The sequence below is a fragment of the Streptomyces sp. NA02950 genome (assembly GCF_013364155.1).
Taxonomy (GTDB): domain Bacteria; phylum Actinomycetota; class Actinomycetes; order Streptomycetales; family Streptomycetaceae; genus Streptomyces.
Genome location: NZ_CP054916.1, coordinates 3,486,952 through 3,509,238, shown reverse-complemented (window position 1 = coordinate 3,509,238; position 22,287 = coordinate 3,486,952). Strand labels below are relative to the sequence as shown.

Below are 22,287 nucleotides of genomic sequence, written 5' to 3'. Positions count from 1 at the left end.
GGCCCCGCCCTGACCCGCCGGGGCCGGTCCGCCGACGGGGGAGCGGACCGGCTCCCGGGCCCCGGACGAGGCCCGGTTCAGTCCCGGGGGAGCAGGGTGCCGAGCGGCCCCAGATCGAGATTGAGGTCCTCCGGCTTCAGGCCGTGCTGGTCGCGCAGCTCCGCCATCCGCCGGTCCAGCAGCATCAGCGTGGTGCCGATCCGTTCCACCTGCTCATCGGCGAGACCGCCCGCGTCGATCCGGCGCAGCGCCTGGCGTTCCATCAACTGGCGCAGCAGTTCCACCACGGTGAGGACGAGCGCCACCAGATCGCGGCCCATCGCCTCCTGGTCGAGGTCGACCCGGGCGCCGCTCACAGCGGGCCCGCGTCGGTCCACGGCGCGGGGACGCGCTCGTTGACCGATGACAGCAGGGCGTGCAGGGACAGCCGTACGAGGGGGACCTCGGCGATGGCGATGACCAGGTCGCCGCTGACCACCACCCCGGTGGCCAGCACCCGGTCCAGCAGATCCACCAGCGGTACCCCGATGGGGCCGTGGGCCTCGGCGGGGACCGACCCCCAGGCGGCGACGGTCATGACGCGGCACCTCCGTCGGCGAAGGAGTAGGGGGCCCAGGGGCCGGACAGCTCGATCTCGACGGCCGTCTCGTCCCGGCGCAGCGAGGCGAGCGCGGCGCGCACCTGCCGCTCCCGCCCCCTGTCCACGAGATACGCCGCGTTGAGCACATGGGTGCGGCGCGGGCCCGTCACCTCGGCCCCGTGCGGCCGCAGCCGCCGCGTGGCCACGGCGAGGCCCCGGACGACGGTGTCCACCCGCTCGGCGGCCCGGAGCGCCGCGCCCCGGCGCTCCTCCCGGCCGCGCTGACGGCCGCGGATCTGTTCCAGATAGGCGCGGCCACTGGCCGCCGCGGCGCCGGGGGCGGCCGCGGGATCGGTGGGCTGTCCGGCGAGGGCATAGACCTTCACCCCCCACTCGACCCGGCCGGTGATCCGGGTGAGGGCGGCGAGCAGGGAGTCCTCGCGCTCGCGCAGGGCCTCCCGGGCCCGTTCGTCACCGCGGTAGAGGGTGGCCAGCGGCAGCGGGACGGTCGGGGCCGCGGCCATGGCCGCCGTGATCACCTCGTGGTGGGCGCGGGCGCAGCGTTCGAGCTCGGCGCGGTCGGACAGCCGCTGCCGCAGGGCCTCTTCGGCGTAGTCGGCGGCCGGGACGTCCTGGACCACGGCGGTCAGCGGGCCCGCCGCGAGGGTACGGACCGGGGCGGGCGGGCCGACCCCGGTGAGCCCGCCGAGCGCGGTCCGCGCCTCCGGTCCGGAGGGGCGGCAGACCGCGAAGACATAGGTGAGGGTGGATCGGGTCGCCGTCATGTGCCGCTCCGGTCGGCCCCGTTGGACTCACCGGACTCACCGGACTCACCGGGCTCACCGGACGTGCCGGACTCGCCGGACTCGATCGCCCGCAGCCGCTCGCGCAGCTCCGCGTTCTCCGCGGCGAGGGCGTCGTGCGCGGCGCGGGAGGACAGCGCGGGGTCGGTCTCCCACCAGTCGATCCCCGCCTTGCGCGCGGTGTCGACGGACGAGACGAACAACCGCAGCCGGATGGTCAGCAGTTCGATGTCCAGCAGGTCGATCTTGATGTCCCCGGCGATCACGATGCCCTTGTCCAGGACGCGTTCCAGGATGTCGGCGAGGTTGGAGGTGGTCGGCCCGGTGGGCACCGGCGCCTCCCACACCGTGTCGAGTTCGGTCACGGCCGCCTCGCAGCCGACGGGCCGGCGGAGGCCGGCCGCTCCAGCAGATCCAGCAGCCGGTCCTCCTCGCGCTCGAACTCCTCGGAGCCGATCTCCCCGGACTCCAGCGCCTCGTTGAGCGCCGCGAGCCTGGCACGCACCACCGCCGGATCGCTGAGCTGGCGTTCCGCGGCGTCCCGCAGCTGCTCCGCGACCCACACCACGCCCCGCACCGGTGCCAGCGGCAGCAGTACGACCTCGGTCAGGAGCCCCATGCGCCCTCCACGAAGCTGTAGCAGGGCAGCGGTCCGGTCAGCCGCAGCTCGACCCGGGCCCCGTACCGGGCCGCCAGCCGCTCCACGGCGCCGCCGAAGCGCCCGGTGGCGCTCCGAGGGAGGAGGAAGGAGGCGTTGAGGACACAGCCGGGCACCTCCGGCCCGGCCACCCGCGCCTCCGCCAGGGCGGACAGCTCGGCCACCACCCCGGCCGCCACGGCCGCGGCCCGGCGGGTCAGCCCCCGCGCCACGGCCTCGCCGAGCCGCACACTGGCCTCGTAGCCCGGGGCACCGCGGGCGGCGGCCCGGGCGCGGCCCACCTCCGGGTCCTCGCGCACCAGCGACTCCAGATCGCCCTGGGCCGGGCTCACCTTGACGTTCATCTCGACGCGGCCCTCGACCCGCCGCAGCGCGGTCAGGCAGTCGCCCTGCGAGGACTCCAGCTGCCGCCGCACCGACTCCTCGTCGGGGGCGACCATCCCGAACCGCATCGGCAGCACCGGGCCGTCCGCCGCCAGGGCCAGCGCCAGGTCCTGGTGGGCGAGGAGATCGCGGCGCTTGGCGCGCAGCCGGTCCGGGGCGTCGCTGACGACGGCGGCCAGCTCCCCGGCGGGCAGCGTACGGACCGCACCGGGGAGCCCACCGACCCCGGTGCGGCCCGGCGGCACCGGATGACCGGCGCGGACGACGCCGTAGACATACACACCCCCCGGCGCTTCCGGGGGCGCGGGCTGCGGGGCGGCGGCCATCGGTCAGTCCTCCTCGGAACGGCGGCGGGAACGGCTCGCGGGGCGGCGCCGGGGACGGGACTCCTCGTACGCGTGGCGCTCGTGGCGCTCGTCGCGCTCGTCGTGCTCGTCGTCGTCAGCCTCGTCGCCGTCGTCACCGGCGCCGACGGCCTTCTTGACCTTCTCGCCCACCGACCCGACCGCCTTCTTGGCCTTCCGCTTGCCCACGCCCGCGGCCACGCCCCCGGCGCCGCCCCCGCCGCCGAACAGCTCGGGCACGGTCTTGCTGCGGTCGTACTCCAGGTCCAGGCGGTTGCAGGCTTCGGCGAAGCGCAGATAGGTGTCCACGCTCGCGACCACGATCCGGGCGTCGATCTTCAGGATCTCGATGCCCACCAGGGAGACCCGGATGAAGACATCGATCACCATGCCGCGGTCGAGGATGAGTTCCATGACGTCGTAGAGCGTGCCCGCGCGCGGGATGACGACGACCTCGTCGGTGTAGGTGGCGACCATGATCGGACCGTCCCTTCGGTTGCCCTGTGCGCTGCGGGTCAGCAGTCGTCGGCCGCGCCGCGCCGGTAGCGGCGGACCCTCCGGTACTCGCGGAGCTCGCCGTGGCCGTCGAGGTTCACCTCGTACGTGGCCAGCAGGCTCGTGGTGTCGGGGATCCGCGGCACCTCCAGGACGTCCACGCTCACCCGCCAGCCGTCCTCGACCCGGCACACCGCGGAGACTCCCTCGGGCGGGTGGGAGATCAGGGCGGCGAGCCGTTCGCGGGCCTGTCCGGCCGCCTCCTCGGGACCGGGGTCCCGGGAGCGTCGGCCGGTCCGCTCGCCTCGGCCCGGCGCGTCGGTGGACGTACGGCGCTCTCGCTCTGCCATGTGCACCAGTCTGGTCACACACCGTGCCCGGGCGCGCGCTGGACTGGGCCGGACGTGGGCACCCGCGGTTCGCGAACACGGGGCGGGGCCGGGGCGGGCGCGGACCCGGCCACCGCTGTCGGCGGGTGGCCGTACTCTGGAAGACCCCCGGCCCGTGTCACGTGTCGGGTGATTCGCGTTGTCCGCCTCCGGGATGGAATACCCCTTTATGAGCCTCACCGGTCTGCTCGACGCCGTCGTACGGGACCCCGCGCTCGCTGAGGCGGTGCGCGGCGCCGCCGATGGAAACCGCCCCTATGTCGACCTGGTCGGCCCGCCCGCCGCCCGGCCCTTCGCCGTCGCCGCGCTGGCGCGCGAGACCGGCCGCCCCGTACTGGCGGTGACCGCCACCAGCCGGGAGGCAGAGGACCTCGCGGCCGCCCTGCGCTCGCTGCTTCCGCCGGACCGGGTGGTGGAGTACCCGTCCTGGGAGACGCTGCCGCACGAGCGGCTGTCCCCGCGCTCGGACACCGTCGGCCGCCGGCTCGCCGTGCTGCGCAGGCTCGCCCACCCCAGCGAGGACGACCCGGCGGCCGGTCCGGTCTCCGTGGTGGTCGCCCCCGTCCGCTCGGTTCTCCAGCCGCAGGTCAAGGGGCTCGGCGAACTGGAGCCGGTCAGTCTGCGGGCCGGGCGGACCGCCGATCTGGAGGAGGTCGTGGACGGGCTCGCGGCCGCCGCCTACTCCCGGGTGGAACTGGTTGAGAAGCGCGGTGAGTTCGCCGTGCGCGGCGGCATCCTGGATGTGTTCCCGCCCACCGAGGAGCATCCGCTCCGGGTCGAGTTCTGGGGCGACGACGTCGAGGAGATCCGCTACTTCAAGGTCGCCGACCAGCGGTCCCTCGAGGTCGCCGAGCACGGGTTGTGGGCCCCGCCCTGCCGTGAGCTGCTGCTCACCGACGAGGTGCGGCGGCGGGCCGCGGCGCTCGCCGAGAACCACCCCGAACTGGGCGAGCTGCTCGGCAAGATCGCCGAGGGGATCGCGGTCGAGGGCATGGAATCCCTCGCCCCGGTCCTGGTCGACGACATGGAACTGCTGCTGGACGTCCTCCCGGCGGACGGCATGGCCGTCGTCTGCGACCCGGAGCGGGTGCGCACCCGGGCGGCCGATCTGGTGGCCACCAGCCAGGAGTTCCTCCAGGCGTCCTGGGCGGCCACGGCCGGTGGAGGCCAGGCCCCGATCGACGTCGGCGCCGCCTCGCTGTGGGGTCTCGCGGACGTCCGGGACCGGGCCCGCGAGCTGGGCATGATGTGGTGGTCGGTCAGCCCCTTCGCGGCCGACGAGGAGCTGGACGAGGCCACCGTCAAACTGGGCATGCACGCCCCCGAGACCTACCGCGGCGACACCGCCCGCGCGCTCGCCGACACCAAGGGCTGGCTCTCCGACGGCTGGCGCGTGGTGTACGTCACCGAGGGCCACGGCCCGGCCTCCCGCACCGTCGAGGTGCTCGGCGGCGAGGGGATCGCGGCCCGGCTGGAGGCGGACCTCGCCGGGATCGCCCCGTCCGTGGTCCATGTGGGCTGCGGTTCGATCGACTACGGCTTCATCGACCCCGGGCTGAAGCTGGCGGTGCTCACCGAGACCGATCTGTCCGGGCAGAAGGCCGCGGGCAAGGACGGCGTCCGGATGCCCGCCCGGCGCCGCAAGACCATCGACCCGCTCACCCTCGAGGCGGGCGACTTCATCGTCCACGAGCAGCACGGCGTCGGCCGCTACATCGAGATGGTGCAGCGCACCGTCCAGGGCGCCACCCGGGAGTACCTGGTCGTGGAGTACGCCCCGGCCAAGCGCGGTCAGCCCGGCGACCGGCTCTACATCCCCACCGACCAGCTGGAGCAGATCACCAAGTACGTGGGCGGTGAGGCCCCCACCCTGCACCGGCTCGGCGGCGCCGACTGGACCAAGACCAAGGCGCGCGCCAAGAAGGCGGTCAAGGAGATCGCCGCCGACCTCATCAAGCTCTACTCGGCGCGGATGGCCGCCCCCGGCCACGCCTTCGGCGCGGACACCCCCTGGCAGCGGGAGCTGGAGGACGCCTTCCCGTACGCCGAGACCCCCGACCAGCTGACCACCATCGGCGAGGTCAAGGAGGACATGGAGAAGTCGGTTCCGATGGACCGGCTGATCTGCGGCGACGTCGGCTACGGCAAGACCGAGATCGCGGTGCGGGCGGCGTTCAAGGCGGTGCAGGACGGCAAGCAGGTGGCCGTGCTGGTGCCCACCACCCTCCTCGTCCAGCAGCACTTCGGCACCTTCGGCGACCGCTACGGCCAGTTCCCGGTGGTCGTCAAGGCGCTCTCCCGCTTCCAGACCGACACCGAGGCCAAGGCGGTCCTGGAGGGGCTGCGGGACGGTTCGGTCGACATCGTCATCGGCACGCACCGGCTCTTCTCCTCCGAAACCACGTTCAAGGACCTGGGCCTGGTCATCGTCGACGAGGAGCAGCGCTTCGGCGTCGAGCACAAGGAGCAGCTGAAGAAGCTCCGCGCCAACGTGGATGTGCTGACCATGTCCGCCACCCCCATCCCGCGCACCCTGGAGATGGCGGTCACCGGCATCCGCGAGATGTCCACGATCACCACCCCGCCGGAGGAGCGCCACCCGGTGCTGACCTTCGTCGGCCCCTACGAGGCCAAGCAGATCGGCGCGGCCATCCGCCGCGAACTGCTCCGCGAGGGCCAGGTCTTCTACATCCACAACCGGGTGGAGTCCATCGACCGGGCCGCGGCGCGGCTCCGCGAGATCGTCCCCGAGGCGCGGATCGCCACCGCCCACGGCCAGATGTCGGAGAACGTGCTGGAGCAGGTGGTGGTCGACTTCTGGGAGAAGAAGTTCGACGTCCTGGTCTCCACGACCATCGTGGAGTCCGGTATCGACATCTCCAACGCCAACACCCTCATCGTCGAGCGCGGTGACAACTTCGGCCTCTCCCAGCTGCACCAGCTGCGCGGCCGGGTCGGCCGGGGCCGTGAGCGCGGCTACGCCTACTTCCTCTACCCGCCGGAGAAGCCGCTCACCGAGACCGCCCACGAGCGGCTGGCCACCATCGCCCAGCACACCGAGATGGGCGCCGGTATGTACGTGGCGATGAAGGACCTGGAGATCCGCGGCGCGGGCAATCTGCTCGGCGGCGAGCAGTCCGGCCATATCGCGGGCGTCGGCTTCGACCTGTACGTACGGATGGTCGGCGAGGCCGTCGCCGACTACCGCGCGACCCTGGAGGCGGGCGGCGGCGAGGTCGAGGAGGCACCGCTCGAGGTCAAGATCGAGCTGCCGGTCGACGCCCACGTCCCGCACGACTACGCTCCCGGCGAGCGGCTGCGGCTCCAGGCGTACCGCGCCATCGCCGCCGCCAACAGCGAGGACGACATCCGCGCCGTCCGCGAGGAGCTCACCGACCGCTACGGCAAACTGCCCGAGCCGGTGGAGAACCTGCTGCTGGTCGCCGGACTGCGGCTGCTGGCCCGCGCCTGCGGGGTCACCGACATCACCCTCCAGGGCGCCAACATCCGCTTCAGCCCGGTGGAGCTCCGCGAGTCGCAGGAGCTGCGGCTCAAGCGGCTCCACCCGCGTGCGGTGATCAAGCCCGCCACCAAGCAGGTCCTGGTGCCCCGGCCCACGACGGCGAGGATCGGCGGAAAGCCCCTGGTGGGGCGGGAACTGCTGGCATGGACCGGGGAGTTCCTGACCACGATCCCGGGGTCCTGACCACGATCCCGGATCCCGGGGGCCTGACACCGGCCGCCGCTCCACGGCGTGGTGCGGCGGCGGGAGGAAGCCGTCCGGACCCAGGCCGGCGGGGGCGGGCAAGGATGTGCCATGTCCTGGGCCCGGACGGACAGGGGCTGCCGCCGCGCGACACCCCCGTGGTCGCGCCGCGTGCCGCCCCGGCTCAGCCGGGACTCCCGAGGGGGTCCCGTGGCCGCGCGGTGTGCGCGGCGGGGGTACGTCCGGTCGCCCGGCGGCCCGTACCGAGCTGGGGTGCCGTATGGGCGAAGGGGGGCTTGTCCACACGGCCCTCAGGGAGGTTCGAGGTGGGCTCGGAACGGCCCGCCGGGTCGTGGTCAGGACACTAGGCGCGGGCGGAACGGGCGGCGAGGAACGAACTGCACAGTGAGCGCGGCGGGTGGTTCCGCATCGAACGGTGACCGTGCGCCGTGGCCGCCCGGCCGCCCCTCACAGTGTGCCCAACGCCCGCATCGCCAACCACAGTTCGTACTTCGCGCTCGGCGCGCGCAGCAGTGACCGCCCGAGCGCGTCCTCGGCCTTCGCCAGCCGCTTGCGCGCTCCGGGCAGCGAGATCCCGAGTGCGGAGGCGGTCGCGGGCAGCCGGGCGTCGGCTTGCAGCCAGGCGCGTACGGTCTCCTGTCCGGCCGTCACCCGGGCCTGCTCCAGCGGGCGCAACTGGGTCCGCGCCCAGATCTCGGCGGCGGGCGTGGCCAGCAGGGCGTCCAGGGTGGCGGCGCGGTCCACCGTCGCCGCGTCCACCGCCCCCGCCGTCCACGGCGCGGTGTGCAGCCGCAGCGCGAGCCAGGCCGCCGACTGGCTCGCCAGACGGCGGCTGACGTCCAGCCCGAGCAGCCCGTCCAGATGGCGCACCCGCGCGGCGAGCGTATTGCGGTGGATCTTCAGATGGCGGCTGGCCGCACCGCCGAAGCTCAGCCAGGAGCCGAGGGTGTCCAGCAGCTCCCGCGGACCCGGGTCGGCCCGGCGGGTCGGCGCGTACCGCAGACAGGGCCCCAGCAGCTCGTCCGCCCAGGTGCGGCCCTCGGGACCGGCCAGCACGGTGACATCGGTGTGGCCGCCGAAGCTGGCGCACCGCTCGGGTGCGTCACGGGCCACCGCCAGGGCGTGGAACGCCTGCTCGTAGCCGGCCGGGGTGTCCCGCAGCGCGACCTCGGCGCTCACCCCGACCCGGCACTCCGGTACGTCCCGGGCGATCAGCCGGTCCAGCCGGTCGGGGCCGGGGTCCCGGTCCCGGGGCCCGGGGTCCTCCTCGCTCGGCACCAGCGCGATCAGGTGGTGGGGGCGCACCGGGCACGGCACGATCCAGGCCCGCCCCCGCGCCGTACGGTCGATCCGGACGGCTATCTCGTGCCGCCGGCTGCTGGGGCACTCGATCACGTACACCTGCGCCACGGCGGGCAGCGCCGGGCGCAGCGCCCCGGCGATCCGCTGCGCCGCGGGCACACTGCCGACCATCAGCAGATGCAGCACCGCCTCCCGGCTGTGCACCTCTGCCGACTCGACCCGGCGGCGCGCCCGCTCCGCCTCCTCCAGCCGCCAGCACAGGGCGAGGGTGCGCGAGGCGTCGGCGAGCAGCACCCCGCAGCGCGGATCGTCGGGCCGGACCACGGCGAGATACACGACCCCCGCCGCGTCACCGGCCGCCCCGTCCGTATCCGCACCGGGCCCGGGGCCGAGCGCGACCAGATGCACCGGATGCGCCCCGTCCCCGCCCAGCACGGCGGACGGCGCGCCCCGCCGGTGCAGCTCGACCGCGGCGGTGGCGGCGGACGCGGCCGACGGCGAGGCGGCGGGATCCGGTGTCCCGCCCGGCGCGGCCAGTACGGACCCGTCGGACCCGGCGAGCACGGCGAGACCGCCGGTGCGCCGGGTGAGCCAGTCCAGGATCGCCCGGACCGCGCCGCGCTTGGCGGAGAGCCGGGCGAGGACGAGGACGTCGTCGGCGCGATCGGCTCGCGTGGCGGACGGCGAAACTGCCATGAGCGGCAGGGTAATACCCCTGGCCGACCGTGTGACAACGGTTGGTATCCGGCGGATGTCCGCCGTCATAGCAGCGATGATCACCGCAGTGGCCGGTGTGCTCGGCACCCTCTTCGCACCCCTGCTCCACCAACGCCTCACCGCCCGCCAACGCCTGGACCGGGCGCGGGCCGAGGAACGACGACGGCGGCGCGAGGAGGAACGCCGGGCCGCGTACACGGGGATGAACCGGGCCTCCCGGCAGTTCCACACCCTGCTCAAGGACACGCTGCACCGGATCCGGGACGGTGTCCGCACCGACGAGGGCCGGGCCCAGGTCGAGGAGGCCCGGCGCGACTACCGGGACCGCTGCGCCGAGGCGCGGATGATCGTCCCCGAACGGGTATGGGCCGCCTCCCGTGGGCTCCAGGACGCCGAGCCGCGGCTGTCGGAGATGCGGCGGATCATGCGGGAGGACCTGGGCATCGCCGACTGAGGGCGGGGCCCGGCTGCTGCCTTACGTCGCGGGTAATCGACCGTGCTCGCGGGGCGCGGCAGGGTGGTGGACATCAGCCGGGGACGCCCCGGGCCCCGGCCGGCACCTTGGAGGAACGATGACCGCCTATGCCCTCGCCCATCTGCACGCCGGCAGCTCGCACGCCGACGTCTTCGCGTACATGGAGCGTATCCAGGCCACCATGGACCCCTTCGGCGGCCGCTTCGTCATCCACGGCGCCGAGGTGGAGGTGGTGGAGGGCAGCTGGCCGGGACATGTGGTGCTGATCGAGTTCCCCGACAGGGCCCAGGTCCGCGCCTGGTACGAATCGCCCGCGTACCAGGAGATCCTGCCGCTGCGGACCGACCACATCCCGGCTGATCTGATCTTCGTGGACGGCGTCGGCCCGGACTACAACGCGGCGGGGACCGCCGCGAAGGCGCGGGAGGCGGCCGCCCGGGGCTGACCCGTGGCTCAGCGGCCCACCGCATAGCCCTGTGCGCCGCGCGGGTTGGCCGCCGCCAGCAGGACGCCCGTCTCCGGGTCGCGGGCGACCGCGCACAGCCGCCCCTCCGACCAGGCGGGGCCGACCGTGACAGCGTGCCCCCGGCGCCGCAGTCCGCGGATCGCGGGCTCCCCGATCCGGGACTCGACCACCACCTTCCCCGCCGCCATCGAGCGCGGGTGGAAGGAGCCGGGGAAGCTCTCCTGATGCCAGTTGGGCGCGTCGACCGCCCCCTGGAGGTCCAGCCCCGCGCGCACCGGACGGCGCAGCGCGACACCGAGGAGGAAGTGCAGGCTCCACTGGTCCTGCTGATCGCCGCCGGGGGTGCCGAAGGCCATCACGGGCGTGTCGCCGCGCAGCGCGAGGGACGGGGTGAGCGTGGTGCGCGGACGGCGGCCCGGGGTGAGGGAGTTGGGCAGCCCGGGGTCCAGCCAGGCCATCTGGAGCCGGGTGCCGAGCGGAAAGCCGAGCGTGGGGACGACGGGGTTGGACTGGAGCCAGCCCCCGCTGGGCGTGGCGGCGACCATGTTGCCCCAGCGGTCCACCACATCGAGATGACAGGTGTCGCCCCGGGTGGTGCCGTCGGCCCGTACCCCCGTGCCGCCGACCGTCGGTTCGCCGCCGCCCGGTCCGGCCACCGGTCCGGGGGTGTGCGCCGCCGCGCGGGCGACGGCGGCCAGCGCCTGTTTGCTCAGCCGCGGTACCCGGCCGCCGGGCCGCCCCGGGCGCAGCTCGTACGAGGCGCGCTCGCCGATCAGCGCGCGCCGTCCGTCGTTGTACGGACCGGAGAGCAGCTCCGGGAGCGGCACCTCGGCGGCGTCCCCGTACCACGCCTCGCGGTCGGCCATGGCCAGCTTGCCGCCCTCGACCAGGGTGTGCAGCAGCTCGGGGGTGCCGAGGTCGTCCTCGGTCAACCCCTCCGGGAGCAGGGCGAGTTGCTGGAGCAGTACCGGCCCCTGGCTCCAGGGCCCGGCCTTGCACACCGTCCAGCCGTTCCAGGTGTGCCGGACGGGGGCCTCGTAGTGGGCCTCGAACGCGGCCAGGTCGTCACCGGTGAGCGTCCCCGCATGGCGCTCCCCGGAGGAGTCCATGGCGGGCCGGGCCGCGGCGGCCGCCAGTTCCTCGGCGATGAAGCCCTCCCGCCAGACCCGGCGCGCCGCCTCGATCCGTGTCTCGCGCCCCGGCCCGGCCGCCTCCGCCTCGGCGATCAGCCGCCGCCAGGTGGCGGCCAGCGACGGGTTGGTGAGCAGCCGTCCGGCGGCGGGGGACCGGCCGCCGGGCAGATAGAGCGCGGCCGAGTCCGTCCACTCCGCCGTGAACAGCTCCCGCACGGCCTCCACCGTCTCGCCGATCCGAGCGACGGCGGGATGGCCGTGCTCGGCGTAGCCGATCGCGTACCGCAGGACGTCCGCGAGATGCCGGGTGCCGTGGTCGCGCAGCAGTACCAGCCAGGCGTCGAACGCGCCGGGGACGGCCGCCGCGAGCGGCCCGGTGCCCGGCACCAGGTCGAGGCCGAGCGCGGTGTAGTGGTCGATCGTGGCCCCGGCGGGCGCCGGGCCCTGACCGCACAGCACGGTGGGCTCCCCGCCCGCCGGGGCGAGGAGGATCGGCACCTCACCGGCGGGTCCGTTCAGATGCGGCTCCACGACATGGAGGACGAACCCGGCGGCCACGGCGGCGTCGAAGGCGTTGCCGCCGTCCTCCAGGACGGCCATGGCGGACTGCGAGGCCAGCCAGTGGGTGGTGGACACCATGCCGTGGGTGCCCTGGAGGGTGGGCCGGGTGGTGAACATCGGGCTCCCTGGTCGGGGTGCGGCGCGCGGTGGTGCGGTTGGTGCTGTGGTGCGGCCAGCATGACGCGGGGACCGATCAGCCGTCCATGGAGCCGGAGATCATCTCCCGTGGAGAGCGTGCGGTCAGCCCGTGGGCTTGGTGCGGACGAAGCGGTCGGGCTCGCCGGAGTTCCAGTTGAAGGTGAGGTTCTCGCCGCCGTTGCTGACCACGGCACGGCCCGTCGCGCTCTCGCCCTGGCAGGAGGCGGAGATCGCCATGGCGGCGTTGATGGTCCCGGAGCAGGACTGGCCGCTGTACGCCATGGTCCACGACGTACCGCTGACGCTCAGGGTCGCCAGGCCGTTGCTGCCGCGGACGGGGACGTACCAGGTGCCCTGGACGCTCTGCGGGGCGCCGGCCGGACGGGTCGGCGCGGCCGTCGCGGTCCGGGTGCGACTGGGCGCGGGCGCCGGGGCGGCGGAGGTGCGGGTGGGGCGCGGGCTGGCGCTGGTGCCGGGGCTCTCCTTCTTCTTCGTCTTGGCGCCCCCGGTACGGCTCGGGCTCGGGCTGGCGTCGGCGCTGGGCGACGACGTGGTGTCGCGCTTGCCGGTGGTCTGTCCGGTCGCCTTGCCCCCCTTGGCCGGGGATCCCGAGTCCTTGTCGTCGCCGCCGCAGCCGGTCAGGGTGAGCGCCAATACCGCGACAGCGGCGGCGGCGATCGAAGTCGATTTACGCACGAAGGTTTCCTGTTATGCCTAGATCATGGTCGGTGAGGAATGCGATCCTGGCAGGTGCCGACCCAGGAATTCCATGCCTTCCAGGAATGTTCCGCAGGATATTTCCGCTGGAATTCAGATCATTTCCGCGCCCCGCGCTCAAGGAGACGCGGGACGGGCCGAAATATCGTCCGTCATCGCGCTGACGGCCGGCCGGGCGAAATGGTGCGTTGCCGGGTGGGCCGAACGTTCCGGCCGCACCGCGGACATAGGGAGCATCAGCGGACGACCGGTCAACGGGCGCCGGGCGGCGCGCGGTTCCTCGCCGATTTCGCGGGTGGCAGAACACCACGGCCTTCCTCCCGGGCCCAACACTCCTACGCTGAGGGGGTGAGCAGCCACGCGACGAACCCAGCCCGCGTCATCCCGCTGCGCCCGGCCACCGCGCCGCCGCCGGCCACCGCGCCGCGGGAGACCGCGCCCCCGGGCGCCGCGCCCAAGGAGCCCCTGTGGCGCCATGTGGTGGGCGGCGTGCTGCGCCGTGAGCGCCGCGCCCAGCAGCGCACGCTCAAGGACGTGGCCGACGCGGCCCGGATCTCTATGCCGTATCTCTCGGAGCTCGAGCGCGGCCGCAAGGAGGCCTCGTCCGAGGTGCTCGCGGCCGCCGCGCACGCCCTGGGGCTCGGGCTGGCCGATCTGCTCGCCCTCGCCCATGACGAGCTGGCCCGTGCCGTCGCCCCGCGGGCCCGGCGGCGGCCCCTCGGTGCGGCGGACGCGCGCACCCGGGGTGGCGAGACCGAGGTGACCACGCCGGAGCGGGACGAGGTGACCACCCCCACGGCCCTCGCCGAGCCGCGCGCCCGGCGCACCACCACGCGTACGTCCGCGCACCGGGGCGAGGTGCGGCTCGCCGCCTGAGGACCGTGTGGTCAGGCGGCGAAGGCTGCGGACGCCCTCCGGCGGCTGAGCACCTGGTCGGCCAGCCCGTACGCCACCGCCTCCTGCGCCGTGAAGATCTTGTCGCGGTCCATGTCCTCGCGCAGGGTGGCGATGTCGTGCGGGGTGTGCCGGGTCAGCACCTCCTCCACCTGCGAGCGGATCCGGAGCATCTCCTTGGCCTGGAGGGTGAGATCGGAGACGGTGCCCTGGCGGCCACCGCTCGCGGGCTGCCCCAGCAGCACCCGGGCGTGCTCCAGGACGAACCGCCGCCCCGGGTCCCCTCCGGCCAGCAGCACCGCCGCCGTCGAGGCCGCCTGGCCGACGCAGAACGTGGAGATCGGCGCGGTGACGAAGGTCATCGTGTCGTAGATCGCCATGAGCGAGGTGTACGAGCCGCCGGGGGAGTTGATGTAGATCGCGATCTCCTGCTCGGCGCTCGAGGACTCGAGGTGGAGCAGCTGTGCGATGACGACGTTGGCCACCCCGTCGTCGATCTCGGTCCCGAGGAAGATGATCCGCTCGGACAGCAGCCGGCTGTAGATGTCGTACGCCCGCTCGCCCTGCGTGGTGCGCTCGACCACCGTCGGAATCGTGTACTGGCTCATCTCAGATCCCCATCCGCCGTCGTGCTCCACCCGGCCGTACGTCGTCGAGCGAGTCGACGATCCGGTCGACCATGCCGTACTCCTGGGCCTGTTCGGCCGTGAACCAGCGGTCGCGGTCGCCGTCGCGGGAGATGGTCTCCTCGGTCTGGCCGGTGTGCGCCGCGGTGATCCGCTCGATGGCCTTCTTGGTGAACTCCAGGTTCTCGGCCTGGATCGCGATGTCCGCGGTGGTCCCGCCGATACCGGCCGACGGCTGATGCATCATGATCCGCGCGTTCGGCAGCGCGAAGCGCTTGCCGGCCGTCCCGACGCAGAGCAGGAACTGCCCCATGCTCGCGGCGAATCCCATGGCGAGGGTCGCCACGTCGTTGGGGATCAGCTGCATGGTGTCGTAGATGGCCAGACCGTCCGTCACCGATCCGCCCGGGCTGTTGATGTACAGGCTGATGTCGGTCCGCGGATCCTCCGCGGAGAGCAGCAGCAGCTGGGCGCACACCCGGTTCGCGGAGACCTCGTCCACCTGGGTGCCGAGGACGACGATGCGCTGGTTGAGGAGTTGTGCGGCCAGATGGTCGTCGAACCGCGACGGGGGCGTATCGCCGTCCGCGGCCCGTGGGTTCAGGGCCGGGTCCCGGCCGGTGGTCAGTGGTGACATCGGACCTCCCGTGGTCGACCGCGGCGGATGGTGCCGCGGTCTCACCACTGTCGGCCGCCCGGTGGCGGCACGTCAGTGTTCTTGGCCCCGAGCAGATTCGCCCACGGCAGAGTGCTCCGGGCGGGAGCAACCCGGAGCCGCCGCGGCTACTTCCCGCTGTCCTCGGCCAGGGTGTGCGCGACCAGCGCGTTCGCATGCCCGTGGCCGAGGCCGTGCTCGCTCTTGAGCCAGCCGACGAGCTCCATGTGCTTGGTCAGCGGCGAGGAGCGGATGAGGTCCTTCCACTCGGCGATCGGACGCCCGTACGTCTTCTCGATGGACGGGAAATAGCTGGCAGGGCCCTTCACGGTCGGTGCCATGGCGGTTCTGTCCCCTCGGTGCGGTGTGGTGTTGTCTCTTCCGACCGGACCGCGGGGGCGAACTGATCGTTGTGTTGAAGTGATCCACGCCACATGTGGGCCACGGTGTGCCACCGGCCTCGTCGCGAAGCTGCGTAGCGATGAACTCAGCGCCGCCGAACGGAAGCTAGCGACACCGCCGTCCGGGGCCTGCCCCGGAACACCTGCCCGGTGTGCCAGGCGATGTTCTCCGGCGCGACCGGCTCACCGCCGTGCGGTGGATCCTCGACCCTGCGGTCGGCCAGCTCGAGGACCTGATCGCGTGCCGCCCGGCCGCGTCCCGCGAACGCGTCGGAGACCGTGATCCGCCGACCGGGGTCCATGCCCAGCACACCGCGGTCGAAGAGCCTGTGGTGCAGGGAGCACAGACACAGCGCGTTGTGCAGTTCGTCGGCGCCGCGGAACGCCCACCACCGCACATGGGCGGCTTCCAGCCCGACGGGCACCCGGCCGATCGCGCCGTCGAACCCGCAGAACGCACACCGGTACGCGTACGCGCTCAGCACCTCGCGCCGCAGTTCCGCCGCCCGCCGCCGGTCCCGTACCGAGACCGTCATCCGCCGCGCGTCCTCGGCGGCCTCCAGGTCGAGCCCCGCGGCGGCGGCGATGTCGGCGTGCAGCGAGGGCGGGAAGTGGGTGTCCAGCAGCAGGTGCGCCAGCCGCCACAGCAGCATGGGATCCGTGGCCAGCGCGGACCGCAGCTCCGGCACCAACTGCCCGCGCGCCCCGCTCGCCCGCAGTACCCCTACGCCCGACCCCGGGCTGCCGTGGCCGCTGTCCGTCCGCACCTCCCACACCCCGTCGTTCTCCAGGTGGTGGAACGGGTAGGAGGGCGAGGTCTGACGCGGAGGCCCGAAGTCGTGCAGCAGAGCCTTGAGGTCGCCCTCGACCTCCGTATAGGGCAGGGCCTGTTCGGGTGCCTGCTGGAACCGGCCCAGGGCGTACAGCATCAGCAGCGGCTTGTGCGGCGCCCGCACCCCCTTGTTCGACCACTGCCGTAAGGCGCGCACCCGCTCGACCCAGTCCATGGGAGCGACTGTAGGCCCGTCACACCGCGGGGTGCTCGCGTACGGGGGTCGTATCCATCAGGCGTGCCCGTCGCGGTCGGCGTCGGCGGTCATGGGCCTACTTCCCCCAGATCTTGCGGTACGCCTGACGGTAGCCCTCCGAATCCCATGACAGCGCGCCGCCGCTGTTGGCGGCGGTGGTGATGTGGACGGGTGCCACATAGCCGCTGGGCGACCGGCCCGCGAAGGCCCGGTTGAACTCGTCGACGATCTGCCAGCCCTGCTCGGAGAGCGGTTCGGGCACGGTGGCGGCCTGGAATTGCTCGCCGTTGATGCGCTGGAAGGCCGACGGATCGCCGTCCCCCGCACCGATGTTGTACGGGGCGCCCGCCCCGTCCTTGCCCGCGGCGCGCAGGACGGCGGCGCTGTGCCGGAAGTACAGGTCGTTGATGGCGGCCGAATCGGTCCACCTGTCGCCGAAGCGGGAGAGCAGGGAGCGGACCTCCCTGATCGAGCGGTTGTTGGCCTCGGGGATGGGGATGTTCCGGTAGCTCAGCAGCTTCACGTCCGAGCAGGTGGCGAGCTGCTTCTTGATCAGGTCGGACTTGTGCTTGGCGAAGGGCACGGTCGCGTCGGTGAACAGCACGACCCCCGCCCGGCCGCGGGACCGCGCGATGATCCAGTCGGCGCTGATCCTCGCCACGTCCTCCACCTTGGAGGTCACATTGCTGAACAGCCCGAGCTTCGCGCTGGGGCCGGGGGCGGCGGTGGCATGCCAGCCGATCACCTCGATGCCCGCCGCGTCGGCCCGTTCCACCTCGTCCGCCACGCTCTTGGGGTCGAAGCCGGCGATGACGATGCCGTCCGGCTTGAGGTCGAGGGCCTTCTTGAACGCGGAGCGGATCGCGGTGGGCGTGCCCTGGCCGTTGATGGTGCGGGCGTGCCAGCCCAGGATCGACGCGGCTTCCTGGACCCCCTGCGCGACACCCGCGACACCGGGATTGCTCAGTGTCTGCGCGATGTAGACCACGCTCTTGCCGCGCAGCGCCGCGGGTCCGGTGGTGGGGCCCTTCCAGGGGGCGTCGACGTCCTGGGCCTTCTTGACCGCCTGCTTGGCCCGGGCGAGCGCGGTGGGGCAGCCGGGCTCGGCGGAGGTCCGGTGGGACGAGGTGGCGCCGCCGGGTTCACAGCCGGTGGCGGCCACGGCCAGGAGTACGACGGACGTCAGGACCGCCTTGCGGGTGGGGTGCACGGATCTCCTCGCAGGGCACGGGGGACGACGGACGGAACGGGGCTCGGGGTGGCGGAGGCGGACAGGGTACGCATGACGACGCCCGGCGCGGCAGCCCTCGGGGACATGGGGCAGCCCCTCCGGGGAGTGCGGCGCGCGTCGCCGGGGGCCCGCGCATGGTAACGAACAAGCCAGTCCGCGGGGTGACCTCGGCCTCCGTCCGACCGCCACCCTACGGACACCCGGCCGACCCCGGTGCAGCGGTTCGCGGGACACGAAGCGAACGGGAAGACGGCCCAAACCCAACAAACCATGGACATTCGGTAGCGGTTGCTCCGGCCCGTCTTGCATGGGCGCGCGCAGGCGGTAGTGTTCACCGCCGATCGGGCCTGTGGCGCGATCCCGACAGTCGCGGTCCGCCCGTCAACTGCGTCGGCGTCATGCCCCCGGCCGTCAGCGGTCGACAGCACAACCCACCTCGGAAGCACACCAACACCTCGGCACACCAACACCTCGGTCACCGCTCAGGAGCACATCGAAGGAGGACCTGGGTGTCTGTGGACACACCGGATCACCCACGCGAACCGGACGCGTCCGGACGCGCCCCGCACAGCCCGCGGTTCCGTCCGCGGACGGACGCCCTCCTCGACCGATGGCCGTTCCGCCGCAAACTCAACGTCCTGGTGATCGTGCCGATCACGGTCGTCGGCGCCCTCCTCGGCGTGGGCGTCTACGGCCAGGTGCAACAGGCCCGGGACGCCGACCGGGTGGCACAGCTGGTGCGGGACAGCGAGCAGGTCACCCGCCTGATCAATGACATCCAGACCGAGCACCGGCAGGCCCTGCTGCTGGCCGTACGGCAGGAGTCCGCCCGCCCCGGCACCGCCCTGCCGTCCACCACCGACTACGACCGGGCGCAGCGGGTCACCGACGACCAGGCCGACGCCGTGCGGTCCGCGTTCGGCTCGGAGCTGCCCAAGGAGGAATCGCGCGCCCTCGGCTACGTCCAGCGCCTGGGTGTGCTGCGGGACAAGGTCGAGCGGGGCTCGGTCCCCGCCGCCGGGATCGACCCCGCGTACGCCGCCGCCGTCGGCTACCTGATCGACGGCATCGGACTCGACCGCTTCTCCGGCACCTCGTCGGCCTCGGTGATCGAGCTGCTCGACGCGGTGCTGCGTGCCGACGCCGCCCACGCGGCCTTCGAGGGCGGGGTGTTCTCCGCCCAGACCCGGGACGCCAACGCCGTCACCGAGTACACCCGCGCGGTCGGTGCCCAGCGGATCTTCGAGGAGCAGTCGGAACGCTTCGCCAGGATCGCCGACCCGTACCAGGTCCTGCGGCTGGACGGGATCAAGCGGCACTCCGAGGAGAACGGCATCGAGGACCGCTTCGCCGAGCTCCAGATCGACCCCGGCTCCCTCCAGGGCCAGTCGCCCGGCCGGCTGCGCACGGCGATGGCCGCGGAGACCAAGCAGGCCGAGGCCCGTCTGGACATCACCCACTCCCTGACCGGCGACATCGCCGCCCGCGCCGAGAGCCTCTCCGACGCCGCCCTGTACAAGGCACTGGCACTGCTCGCCCTCGCCGTGCTCGGCTTCGCCGCCTGGCTGGGCTTCTCCTTCCTGGTCCGGCGCTCGGTGGTACGCCCCCTGGCGGCCCTGACCGGCGCCGCGCACCAGGTGGTCGAGGTGGCGGGCGAGGAACTCGCCAAGGTCGAGGACGACGAGTCGGCGGACAGCGCCCCGCTGCGGCCGCGGCCGATCCCCGTCCCGGTGCGCGACGAGATCGGTGATCTGGCCGAGGCGTTCAACCAGGTGCAGGTCACCGCCGCGGCGCTGCTGGAGCGGCAGGTGCTCAGCCGCCGCAACGTCGGTGAGATGTTCGGCAACGTCGGCCGCCGGGTCAGCAACCTCACCACCCGCCAGCTGACGCTGATCGACGCCGTCGAACGCGAGGAGACCGCCCCCGGCATCCTGGAACGGCTCTACCGCATCGACCACATCGCGGTACGCCTCCAGCGCAACGCCGACAGCCTGATGCTGCTCGCCGGTATCCGCGAATCCGAACTGGAGGCCCGGCCGACCACCCTGGCCGATGTCATCCGCGCGGCACTCGGCCAGATCGAGGGCTACCAGCGGGTGTCCCTGCGGGCCGAGACCGAGGTCACCGTCGTCCCCGACATCATCGGCGACCTGACGCTGATGCTCGCCGAACTGCTGGAGAACGCGGTCGCGTTCTCCCCGTCCGACACCCCCATCGAGGTGGTCGTCCGGCCCGGCACCGATGTGACGGCCGACGGCGGGGCGCTGGTCGAGGTCATCGACCACGGTCTCGGCATGAGCGCGGAACGCCTCGCCGAGGAGAACGCCCGGCTGGTGCGCCGGGAGCGGCTGGACCTCGTACCGACCAAGGTGCTCGGCCTGTTCGTGGTCGGCGGCCTGGCCCGCCGCTCGGGCATCCGGGTCACGCTGAGCCGTACGCCGGGCGGCGGGATCACCGGCACGGTGTGGGTGCCCTCGGCGCTGCTGCTACGGGTGGGGCCGGGGGAGGCGACGGCGCCGGAACTGTCGCCGGCGCCGGAGCGGACGCCCGCCACCGCCACCGCCGTGACGGACGCGAGGCGGGAGCCCACGCCCGCTCCGACCACGCCCGCTCCGACCACGCCCGCTCCGGCGACGACGGATTCGGGACTTCCGAAGCGCGTCCCGGCGCCCCGTACGAAGCAGTCGGAACCGGAGCCGGGGCCCGCCGTATCGTCGCCCCCTCCGTCGGCCGCCCCCGCCTCCCGTCCGCTGCGACGCCGGGTCCGGGGCGCGACGCTCGACCAGACCACCGCACCGGGCGACCGTGCGGTCCCGGCCGTGCGCCCGGCCGCCGACGCCGACGCGGTCCGCTCCGAACTCGACGAGTTCGAGGCGGCCGTACGCCGGGCGGAGCGGGACGCGGACCAGCCCGCCCCCACGCCCCCGACACATCAGCGATCCCGGAAGGAGTCGGGCAGTGAACACGCCGACAGATAACAGCGGTTCCACGGCGGACGAACCCACCGATCTACGAGCCGCCGCGGCCGACTTCACCTGGCTGCTCGACCGCTTCGCCACCCAGACCGCCGGTGTGGTGGACGCCATCGCGGTGTCCTCCGACGGTCTGCTGATCGCCGTCTCCCAGCTGCGCGAGCAGGCCGACTCCGAGCGGCTCGCCGCGATCGTCTCCGGTGTGACGTCCCTCGCCGCCGGTGCGTCCGGCAACTACGGCCTGGGCAGCCTCAACAAGGTCATCATCGATCTGGAGGGCGGCCATGTGCTGGTGTCGTCCATCGGCTGCGGTGCCGTGCTCGGCGTGGTGACCTCGAAGGAGGCGAAGCTGGGCAACATCGCCTACGAGATGACCCTGTTCGCCAACCGGGCGGGGGCCGCGCTCACCCCCCAGCTCGTACTGGAGCTGAAGAAGAGCGCGGGCGCCACCGGCTGACCCGTCCCGCAGGGCACTGAGGAGGGGTGGAGATGGCCGCCGGTGAACCGGCCCCGCACGATGCGGAGAACAGCGCTCGGACCGCATCGGAGGGAGCCGAGCCGAAGCAACCGTCGGAGCCGACGGACGCGGAGAGACCGGCGGATCCGTCGGGTGCCGCCGAACCAGCGGACCCGGCGGGCCGCGCTTCCGCGATCCGGCCGTTCCTGCTGACCGCGGGCCGGGTCTCGGGGAGCGGCACCGCTCCACCGCTCCCGGTCGAGACCCAGATCGTGACGACGCCGGAAGGGCTGACGGCCCTGCGCTCGCTCACCTTCGAACGCCACGACCTCGTCGCGGCCTGCCGACACCCGCAGTCGGTGGCGGAGCTGGCCGCCCGGCTGCGACTCCACCTCAACGTCGTCCGGGTCCTGGCGGAGGACCTGTGCGCCGCCGGACATCTGGCGGTCCACGTGCCGAACGCCAGGACAGTCCAGGACATCTCCGTACTGCGAAGGGTTATCGATGGTCTCCGTGCCGTCCCCGACTCACGGGGCACACTCCGTGACAGCGGCTGAACAACCGCCCCTGCCGGTCAAGTTGGTCATCGCCGGTGGCTTCGGGGTCGGCAAGACCACGGCGGTGGGCGCGATCTCCGAGATCCGCCCGCTGACGACGGAGGCGGCCATCACGGAGGTCGCGGCGGGCGTGGACGACCTCACCCACACCCCGGGCAAGACCACCACCACGGTCGCCATGGACTTCGGCTGCATCACCATCGACCCCACCCTGAAGCTCTACCTGTTCGGCACCCCGGGCCAGGAGCGGTTCGGCTTCATGTGGGACGACGTGGTCGAGGGCGCACTCGGCGGCCTGGTGATCGTGGACACCCGCCGCCTGGACGACTGCTACGCGGCGGTCGACTACTTCGAGCACAAGGACATTCCCTTCGCCGTCGCCGTGAACGCCTTCGACGGCGAGGTCCAGCACACCCTGGACGAGGTCCGCTGGGCCCTGGACATCTCCGAACACACCCCCCTGGTCGTCTTCGACGCCCGCGAAACCGGCTCCGTCCGCGACGCCCTCCTGGTCGTCCTCGACGTGGCCCTCACCCGCGCCGAAGCCGCCGGACCCACCCAGCAGGGCTGACGTCCG

General features: G+C 73.2%; 24 protein-coding genes. 8 read left to right on the top strand and 16 right to left on the bottom strand.

Annotated features, from left to right (window positions below):
- Nucleotides 1-77 precede the first annotated feature (77 nt).
- The 8 genes from HUT19_RS14910 to gvpO are packed head-to-tail and all read right to left on the bottom strand — an operon-like array spanning nt 78 to nt 3,614.
- Nucleotides 78-356, bottom strand: a complete 279-nt coding sequence (locus HUT19_RS14910) for a gas vesicle protein K (protein ID WP_176180961.1) — start codon at nt 354-356, stop codon at nt 78-80.
- Nucleotides 353-577 (bottom strand): gas vesicle protein, encoded by a 225-nt coding sequence (locus tag HUT19_RS14905; RefSeq protein ID WP_176180960.1) that lies wholly within the window; start codon nt 575-577, stop codon nt 353-355. Before HUT19_RS14905 ends, HUT19_RS14910 begins: the two co-directional genes overlap by 4 nt.
- Nucleotides 574-1,365 (bottom strand): GvpL/GvpF family gas vesicle protein, encoded by a 792-nt coding sequence (locus tag HUT19_RS14900; RefSeq protein ID WP_176180959.1) that lies wholly within the window; start codon nt 1,363-1,365, stop codon nt 574-576. Before HUT19_RS14900 ends, HUT19_RS14905 begins: the two co-directional genes overlap by 4 nt.
- The gene (locus HUT19_RS14895; protein WP_176180958.1) at nt 1,362-1,748 is read right to left on the bottom strand and encodes a gas vesicle protein; all 387 of its coding nucleotides are present in this window, start codon (nt 1,746-1,748) and stop codon (nt 1,362-1,364) included. Before HUT19_RS14895 ends, HUT19_RS14900 begins: the two co-directional genes overlap by 4 nt.
- Complete coding sequence (locus HUT19_RS14890; RefSeq protein WP_176180957.1) at nt 1,745-2,002, bottom strand: gas vesicle protein GvpG; 258 nt, start codon at nt 2,000-2,002, stop codon at nt 1,745-1,747. The genes HUT19_RS14895 and HUT19_RS14890 overlap by 4 nt, the downstream gene beginning before the upstream one ends.
- Nucleotides 1,990-2,751, bottom strand: coding sequence for a GvpL/GvpF family gas vesicle protein (locus HUT19_RS14885; RefSeq protein ID WP_176180956.1), 762 nt, complete (start codon nt 2,749-2,751; stop codon nt 1,990-1,992). The genes HUT19_RS14890 and HUT19_RS14885 overlap by 13 nt, the downstream gene beginning before the upstream one ends.
- Nucleotides 2,752-2,754: 3 nt before the next feature.
- The gene (gvpJ, locus tag HUT19_RS14880; RefSeq protein ID WP_176180955.1) at nt 2,755-3,246 is read right to left on the bottom strand and encodes a gas vesicle protein GvpJ; all 492 of its coding nucleotides are present in this window, start codon (nt 3,244-3,246) and stop codon (nt 2,755-2,757) included.
- Between the two features lie 38 nt (nt 3,247-3,284).
- Nucleotides 3,285-3,614, bottom strand: coding sequence for a gas vesicle protein GvpO (gvpO, locus tag HUT19_RS14875; protein WP_176180954.1), 330 nt, complete (start codon nt 3,612-3,614; stop codon nt 3,285-3,287).
- A gap of 208 nt (nt 3,615-3,822) precedes the next feature.
- Here gvpO and mfd point away from each other — a divergent pair, with 208 nt between their 5' ends.
- A complete protein-coding gene (gene mfd, locus HUT19_RS14870; RefSeq protein ID WP_176180953.1) occupies nt 3,823-7,359 on the top strand; it encodes a transcription-repair coupling factor in 3,537 nt (1,178 codons plus the stop codon).
- A 468-nt stretch (nt 7,360-7,827) separates the two neighbouring features.
- On the opposite strand, the gene HUT19_RS14865 is transcribed toward mfd, so the two are convergent.
- A complete protein-coding gene (locus tag HUT19_RS14865; protein ID WP_176180952.1) occupies nt 7,828-9,378 on the bottom strand; it encodes a helix-turn-helix domain-containing protein in 1,551 nt (516 codons plus the stop codon).
- 76 nt (nt 9,379-9,454) lie between these two features.
- Here HUT19_RS14865 and HUT19_RS14860 point away from each other — a divergent pair, with 76 nt between their 5' ends.
- Together HUT19_RS14860 and HUT19_RS14855 are read left to right on the top strand one after the other, a co-directional pair.
- Nucleotides 9,455-9,853, top strand: a complete 399-nt coding sequence (locus HUT19_RS14860; RefSeq protein WP_368661696.1) for a hypothetical protein — start codon at nt 9,455-9,457, stop codon at nt 9,851-9,853.
- Nucleotides 9,854-9,971: 118 nt separating this feature from the next.
- A complete protein-coding gene (locus HUT19_RS14855; RefSeq protein ID WP_176180950.1) occupies nt 9,972-10,319 on the top strand; it encodes a DUF1330 domain-containing protein in 348 nt (115 codons plus the stop codon).
- Between the two features lie 8 nt (nt 10,320-10,327).
- Here the strand turns inward: HUT19_RS14855 and HUT19_RS14850 are convergent, their stop codons facing one another.
- The gene (locus tag HUT19_RS14850; protein WP_176180949.1) at nt 10,328-12,151 is read right to left on the bottom strand and encodes a gamma-glutamyltransferase family protein; all 1,824 of its coding nucleotides are present in this window, start codon (nt 12,149-12,151) and stop codon (nt 10,328-10,330) included.
- A gap of 123 nt (nt 12,152-12,274) precedes the next feature.
- The gene (locus HUT19_RS14845; protein WP_176180948.1) at nt 12,275-12,868 is read right to left on the bottom strand and encodes a hypothetical protein; all 594 of its coding nucleotides are present in this window, start codon (nt 12,866-12,868) and stop codon (nt 12,275-12,277) included.
- Nucleotides 12,869-13,237: 369 nt separating this feature from the next.
- Between HUT19_RS14845 and HUT19_RS42290 the strand changes: the two genes are divergently transcribed.
- Nucleotides 13,238-13,765 (top strand): helix-turn-helix domain-containing protein, encoded by a 528-nt coding sequence (locus HUT19_RS42290; RefSeq protein WP_217712259.1) that lies wholly within the window; start codon nt 13,238-13,240, stop codon nt 13,763-13,765.
- An 11-nt stretch (nt 13,766-13,776) separates the two neighbouring features.
- Here HUT19_RS42290 and HUT19_RS14835 read toward each other — a convergent pair whose 3' ends face one another.
- The 5 genes from HUT19_RS14835 to HUT19_RS14815 form a co-directional block, all read right to left on the bottom strand.
- Complete coding sequence (locus HUT19_RS14835; RefSeq protein WP_176180947.1) at nt 13,777-14,391, bottom strand: ClpP family protease; 615 nt, start codon at nt 14,389-14,391, stop codon at nt 13,777-13,779.
- A 1-nt stretch (nt 14,392) separates the two neighbouring features.
- Entirely contained in the window at nt 14,393-15,046 is a 654-nt protein-coding gene (locus HUT19_RS14830; protein WP_176180946.1) for an ATP-dependent Clp protease proteolytic subunit, read from the bottom strand.
- 146 nt (nt 15,047-15,192) lie between these two features.
- Nucleotides 15,193-15,405 carry a DUF4287 domain-containing protein gene (locus HUT19_RS14825; protein ID WP_176180945.1) on the bottom strand — a complete coding sequence of 71 codons (213 nt, stop codon included), beginning with the start codon at nt 15,403-15,405 and terminating at the stop codon, nt 15,193-15,195.
- Between the two features lie 146 nt (nt 15,406-15,551).
- On the bottom strand, nt 15,552-16,472 hold the full coding sequence (locus HUT19_RS14820) for a phosphorothioated DNA-binding restriction endonuclease (RefSeq protein ID WP_176180944.1): 921 nt from the start codon (nt 16,470-16,472) through the stop codon (nt 15,552-15,554).
- Nucleotides 16,473-16,569: 97 nt separating this feature from the next.
- Complete coding sequence (locus HUT19_RS14815; protein WP_176180943.1) at nt 16,570-17,703, bottom strand: substrate-binding domain-containing protein; 1,134 nt, start codon at nt 17,701-17,703, stop codon at nt 16,570-16,572.
- A 530-nt stretch (nt 17,704-18,233) separates the two neighbouring features.
- Between HUT19_RS14815 and HUT19_RS14810 the strand changes: the two genes are divergently transcribed.
- The 4 genes from HUT19_RS14810 to HUT19_RS14795 are packed head-to-tail and all read left to right on the top strand — an operon-like array spanning nt 18,234 to nt 22,281.
- Complete coding sequence (locus HUT19_RS14810; protein WP_254885577.1) at nt 18,234-20,702, top strand: ATP-binding protein; 2,469 nt, start codon at nt 18,234-18,236, stop codon at nt 20,700-20,702.
- Nucleotides 20,683-21,153 (top strand): roadblock/LC7 domain-containing protein, encoded by a 471-nt coding sequence (locus tag HUT19_RS14805; protein WP_176180941.1) that lies wholly within the window; start codon nt 20,683-20,685, stop codon nt 21,151-21,153. Before HUT19_RS14810 ends, HUT19_RS14805 begins: the two co-directional genes overlap by 20 nt.
- A gap of 32 nt (nt 21,154-21,185) precedes the next feature.
- Nucleotides 21,186-21,710, top strand: coding sequence for a DUF742 domain-containing protein (locus HUT19_RS14800; RefSeq protein ID WP_176180940.1), 525 nt, complete (start codon nt 21,186-21,188; stop codon nt 21,708-21,710).
- A complete protein-coding gene (locus HUT19_RS14795; protein WP_176180939.1) occupies nt 21,658-22,281 on the top strand; it encodes an ATP/GTP-binding protein in 624 nt (207 codons plus the stop codon). The genes HUT19_RS14800 and HUT19_RS14795 overlap by 53 nt, the downstream gene beginning before the upstream one ends.
- The last annotated feature ends 6 nt before the right edge of the window (nt 22,282-22,287 follow it).

Excerpts from the sequence above, each read along its gene's own strand:
- HUT19_RS14835 (WP_176180947.1), bottom strand. The coding sequence starts at position 14,391 with ATGAGCCAGTACACGATTCCGACGGTGGTCGAGCGCACCACGCAGGGC.
- HUT19_RS14900 (WP_176180959.1), bottom strand. The coding sequence starts at position 1,365 with ATGACGGCGACCCGATCCACCCTCACCTATGTCTTCGCGGTCTGCCGC.
- mfd (WP_176180953.1), top strand. The coding sequence starts at position 3,823 with ATGAGCCTCACCGGTCTGCTCGACGCCGTCGTACGGGACCCCGCGCTC.
- HUT19_RS14905 (WP_176180960.1), bottom strand. The coding sequence starts at position 577 with ATGACCGTCGCCGCCTGGGGGTCGGTCCCCGCCGAGGCCCACGGCCCC.
- gvpJ (WP_176180955.1), bottom strand. The coding sequence starts at position 3,246 with ATGGTCGCCACCTACACCGACGAGGTCGTCGTCATCCCGCGCGCGGGC.
- HUT19_RS14795 (WP_176180939.1), top strand. The coding sequence starts at position 21,658 with ATGGTCTCCGTGCCGTCCCCGACTCACGGGGCACACTCCGTGACAGCG.
- HUT19_RS14865 (WP_176180952.1), bottom strand. The coding sequence starts at position 9,378 with ATGGCAGTTTCGCCGTCCGCCACGCGAGCCGATCGCGCCGACGACGTC.
- HUT19_RS14800 (WP_176180940.1), top strand. The coding sequence starts at position 21,186 with ATGGCCGCCGGTGAACCGGCCCCGCACGATGCGGAGAACAGCGCTCGG.
- HUT19_RS14820 (WP_176180944.1), bottom strand. The coding sequence starts at position 16,472 with ATGGACTGGGTCGAGCGGGTGCGCGCCTTACGGCAGTGGTCGAACAAG.
- HUT19_RS14850 (WP_176180949.1), bottom strand. The coding sequence starts at position 12,151 with ATGTTCACCACCCGGCCCACCCTCCAGGGCACCCACGGCATGGTGTCC.
- HUT19_RS14825 (WP_176180945.1), bottom strand. The coding sequence starts at position 15,405 with ATGGCACCGACCGTGAAGGGCCCTGCCAGCTATTTCCCGTCCATCGAG.
- HUT19_RS14830 (WP_176180946.1), bottom strand. The coding sequence starts at position 15,046 with ATGTCACCACTGACCACCGGCCGGGACCCGGCCCTGAACCCACGGGCC.
- HUT19_RS14890 (WP_176180957.1), bottom strand. The coding sequence starts at position 2,002 with ATGGGGCTCCTGACCGAGGTCGTACTGCTGCCGCTGGCACCGGTGCGG.
- gvpO (WP_176180954.1), bottom strand. The coding sequence starts at position 3,614 with ATGGCAGAGCGAGAGCGCCGTACGTCCACCGACGCGCCGGGCCGAGGC.
- HUT19_RS14855 (WP_176180950.1), top strand. The coding sequence starts at position 9,972 with ATGACCGCCTATGCCCTCGCCCATCTGCACGCCGGCAGCTCGCACGCC.
- HUT19_RS14860 (WP_368661696.1), top strand. The coding sequence starts at position 9,455 with ATGATCACCGCAGTGGCCGGTGTGCTCGGCACCCTCTTCGCACCCCTG.
- HUT19_RS14885 (WP_176180956.1), bottom strand. The coding sequence starts at position 2,751 with ATGGCCGCCGCCCCGCAGCCCGCGCCCCCGGAAGCGCCGGGGGGTGTG.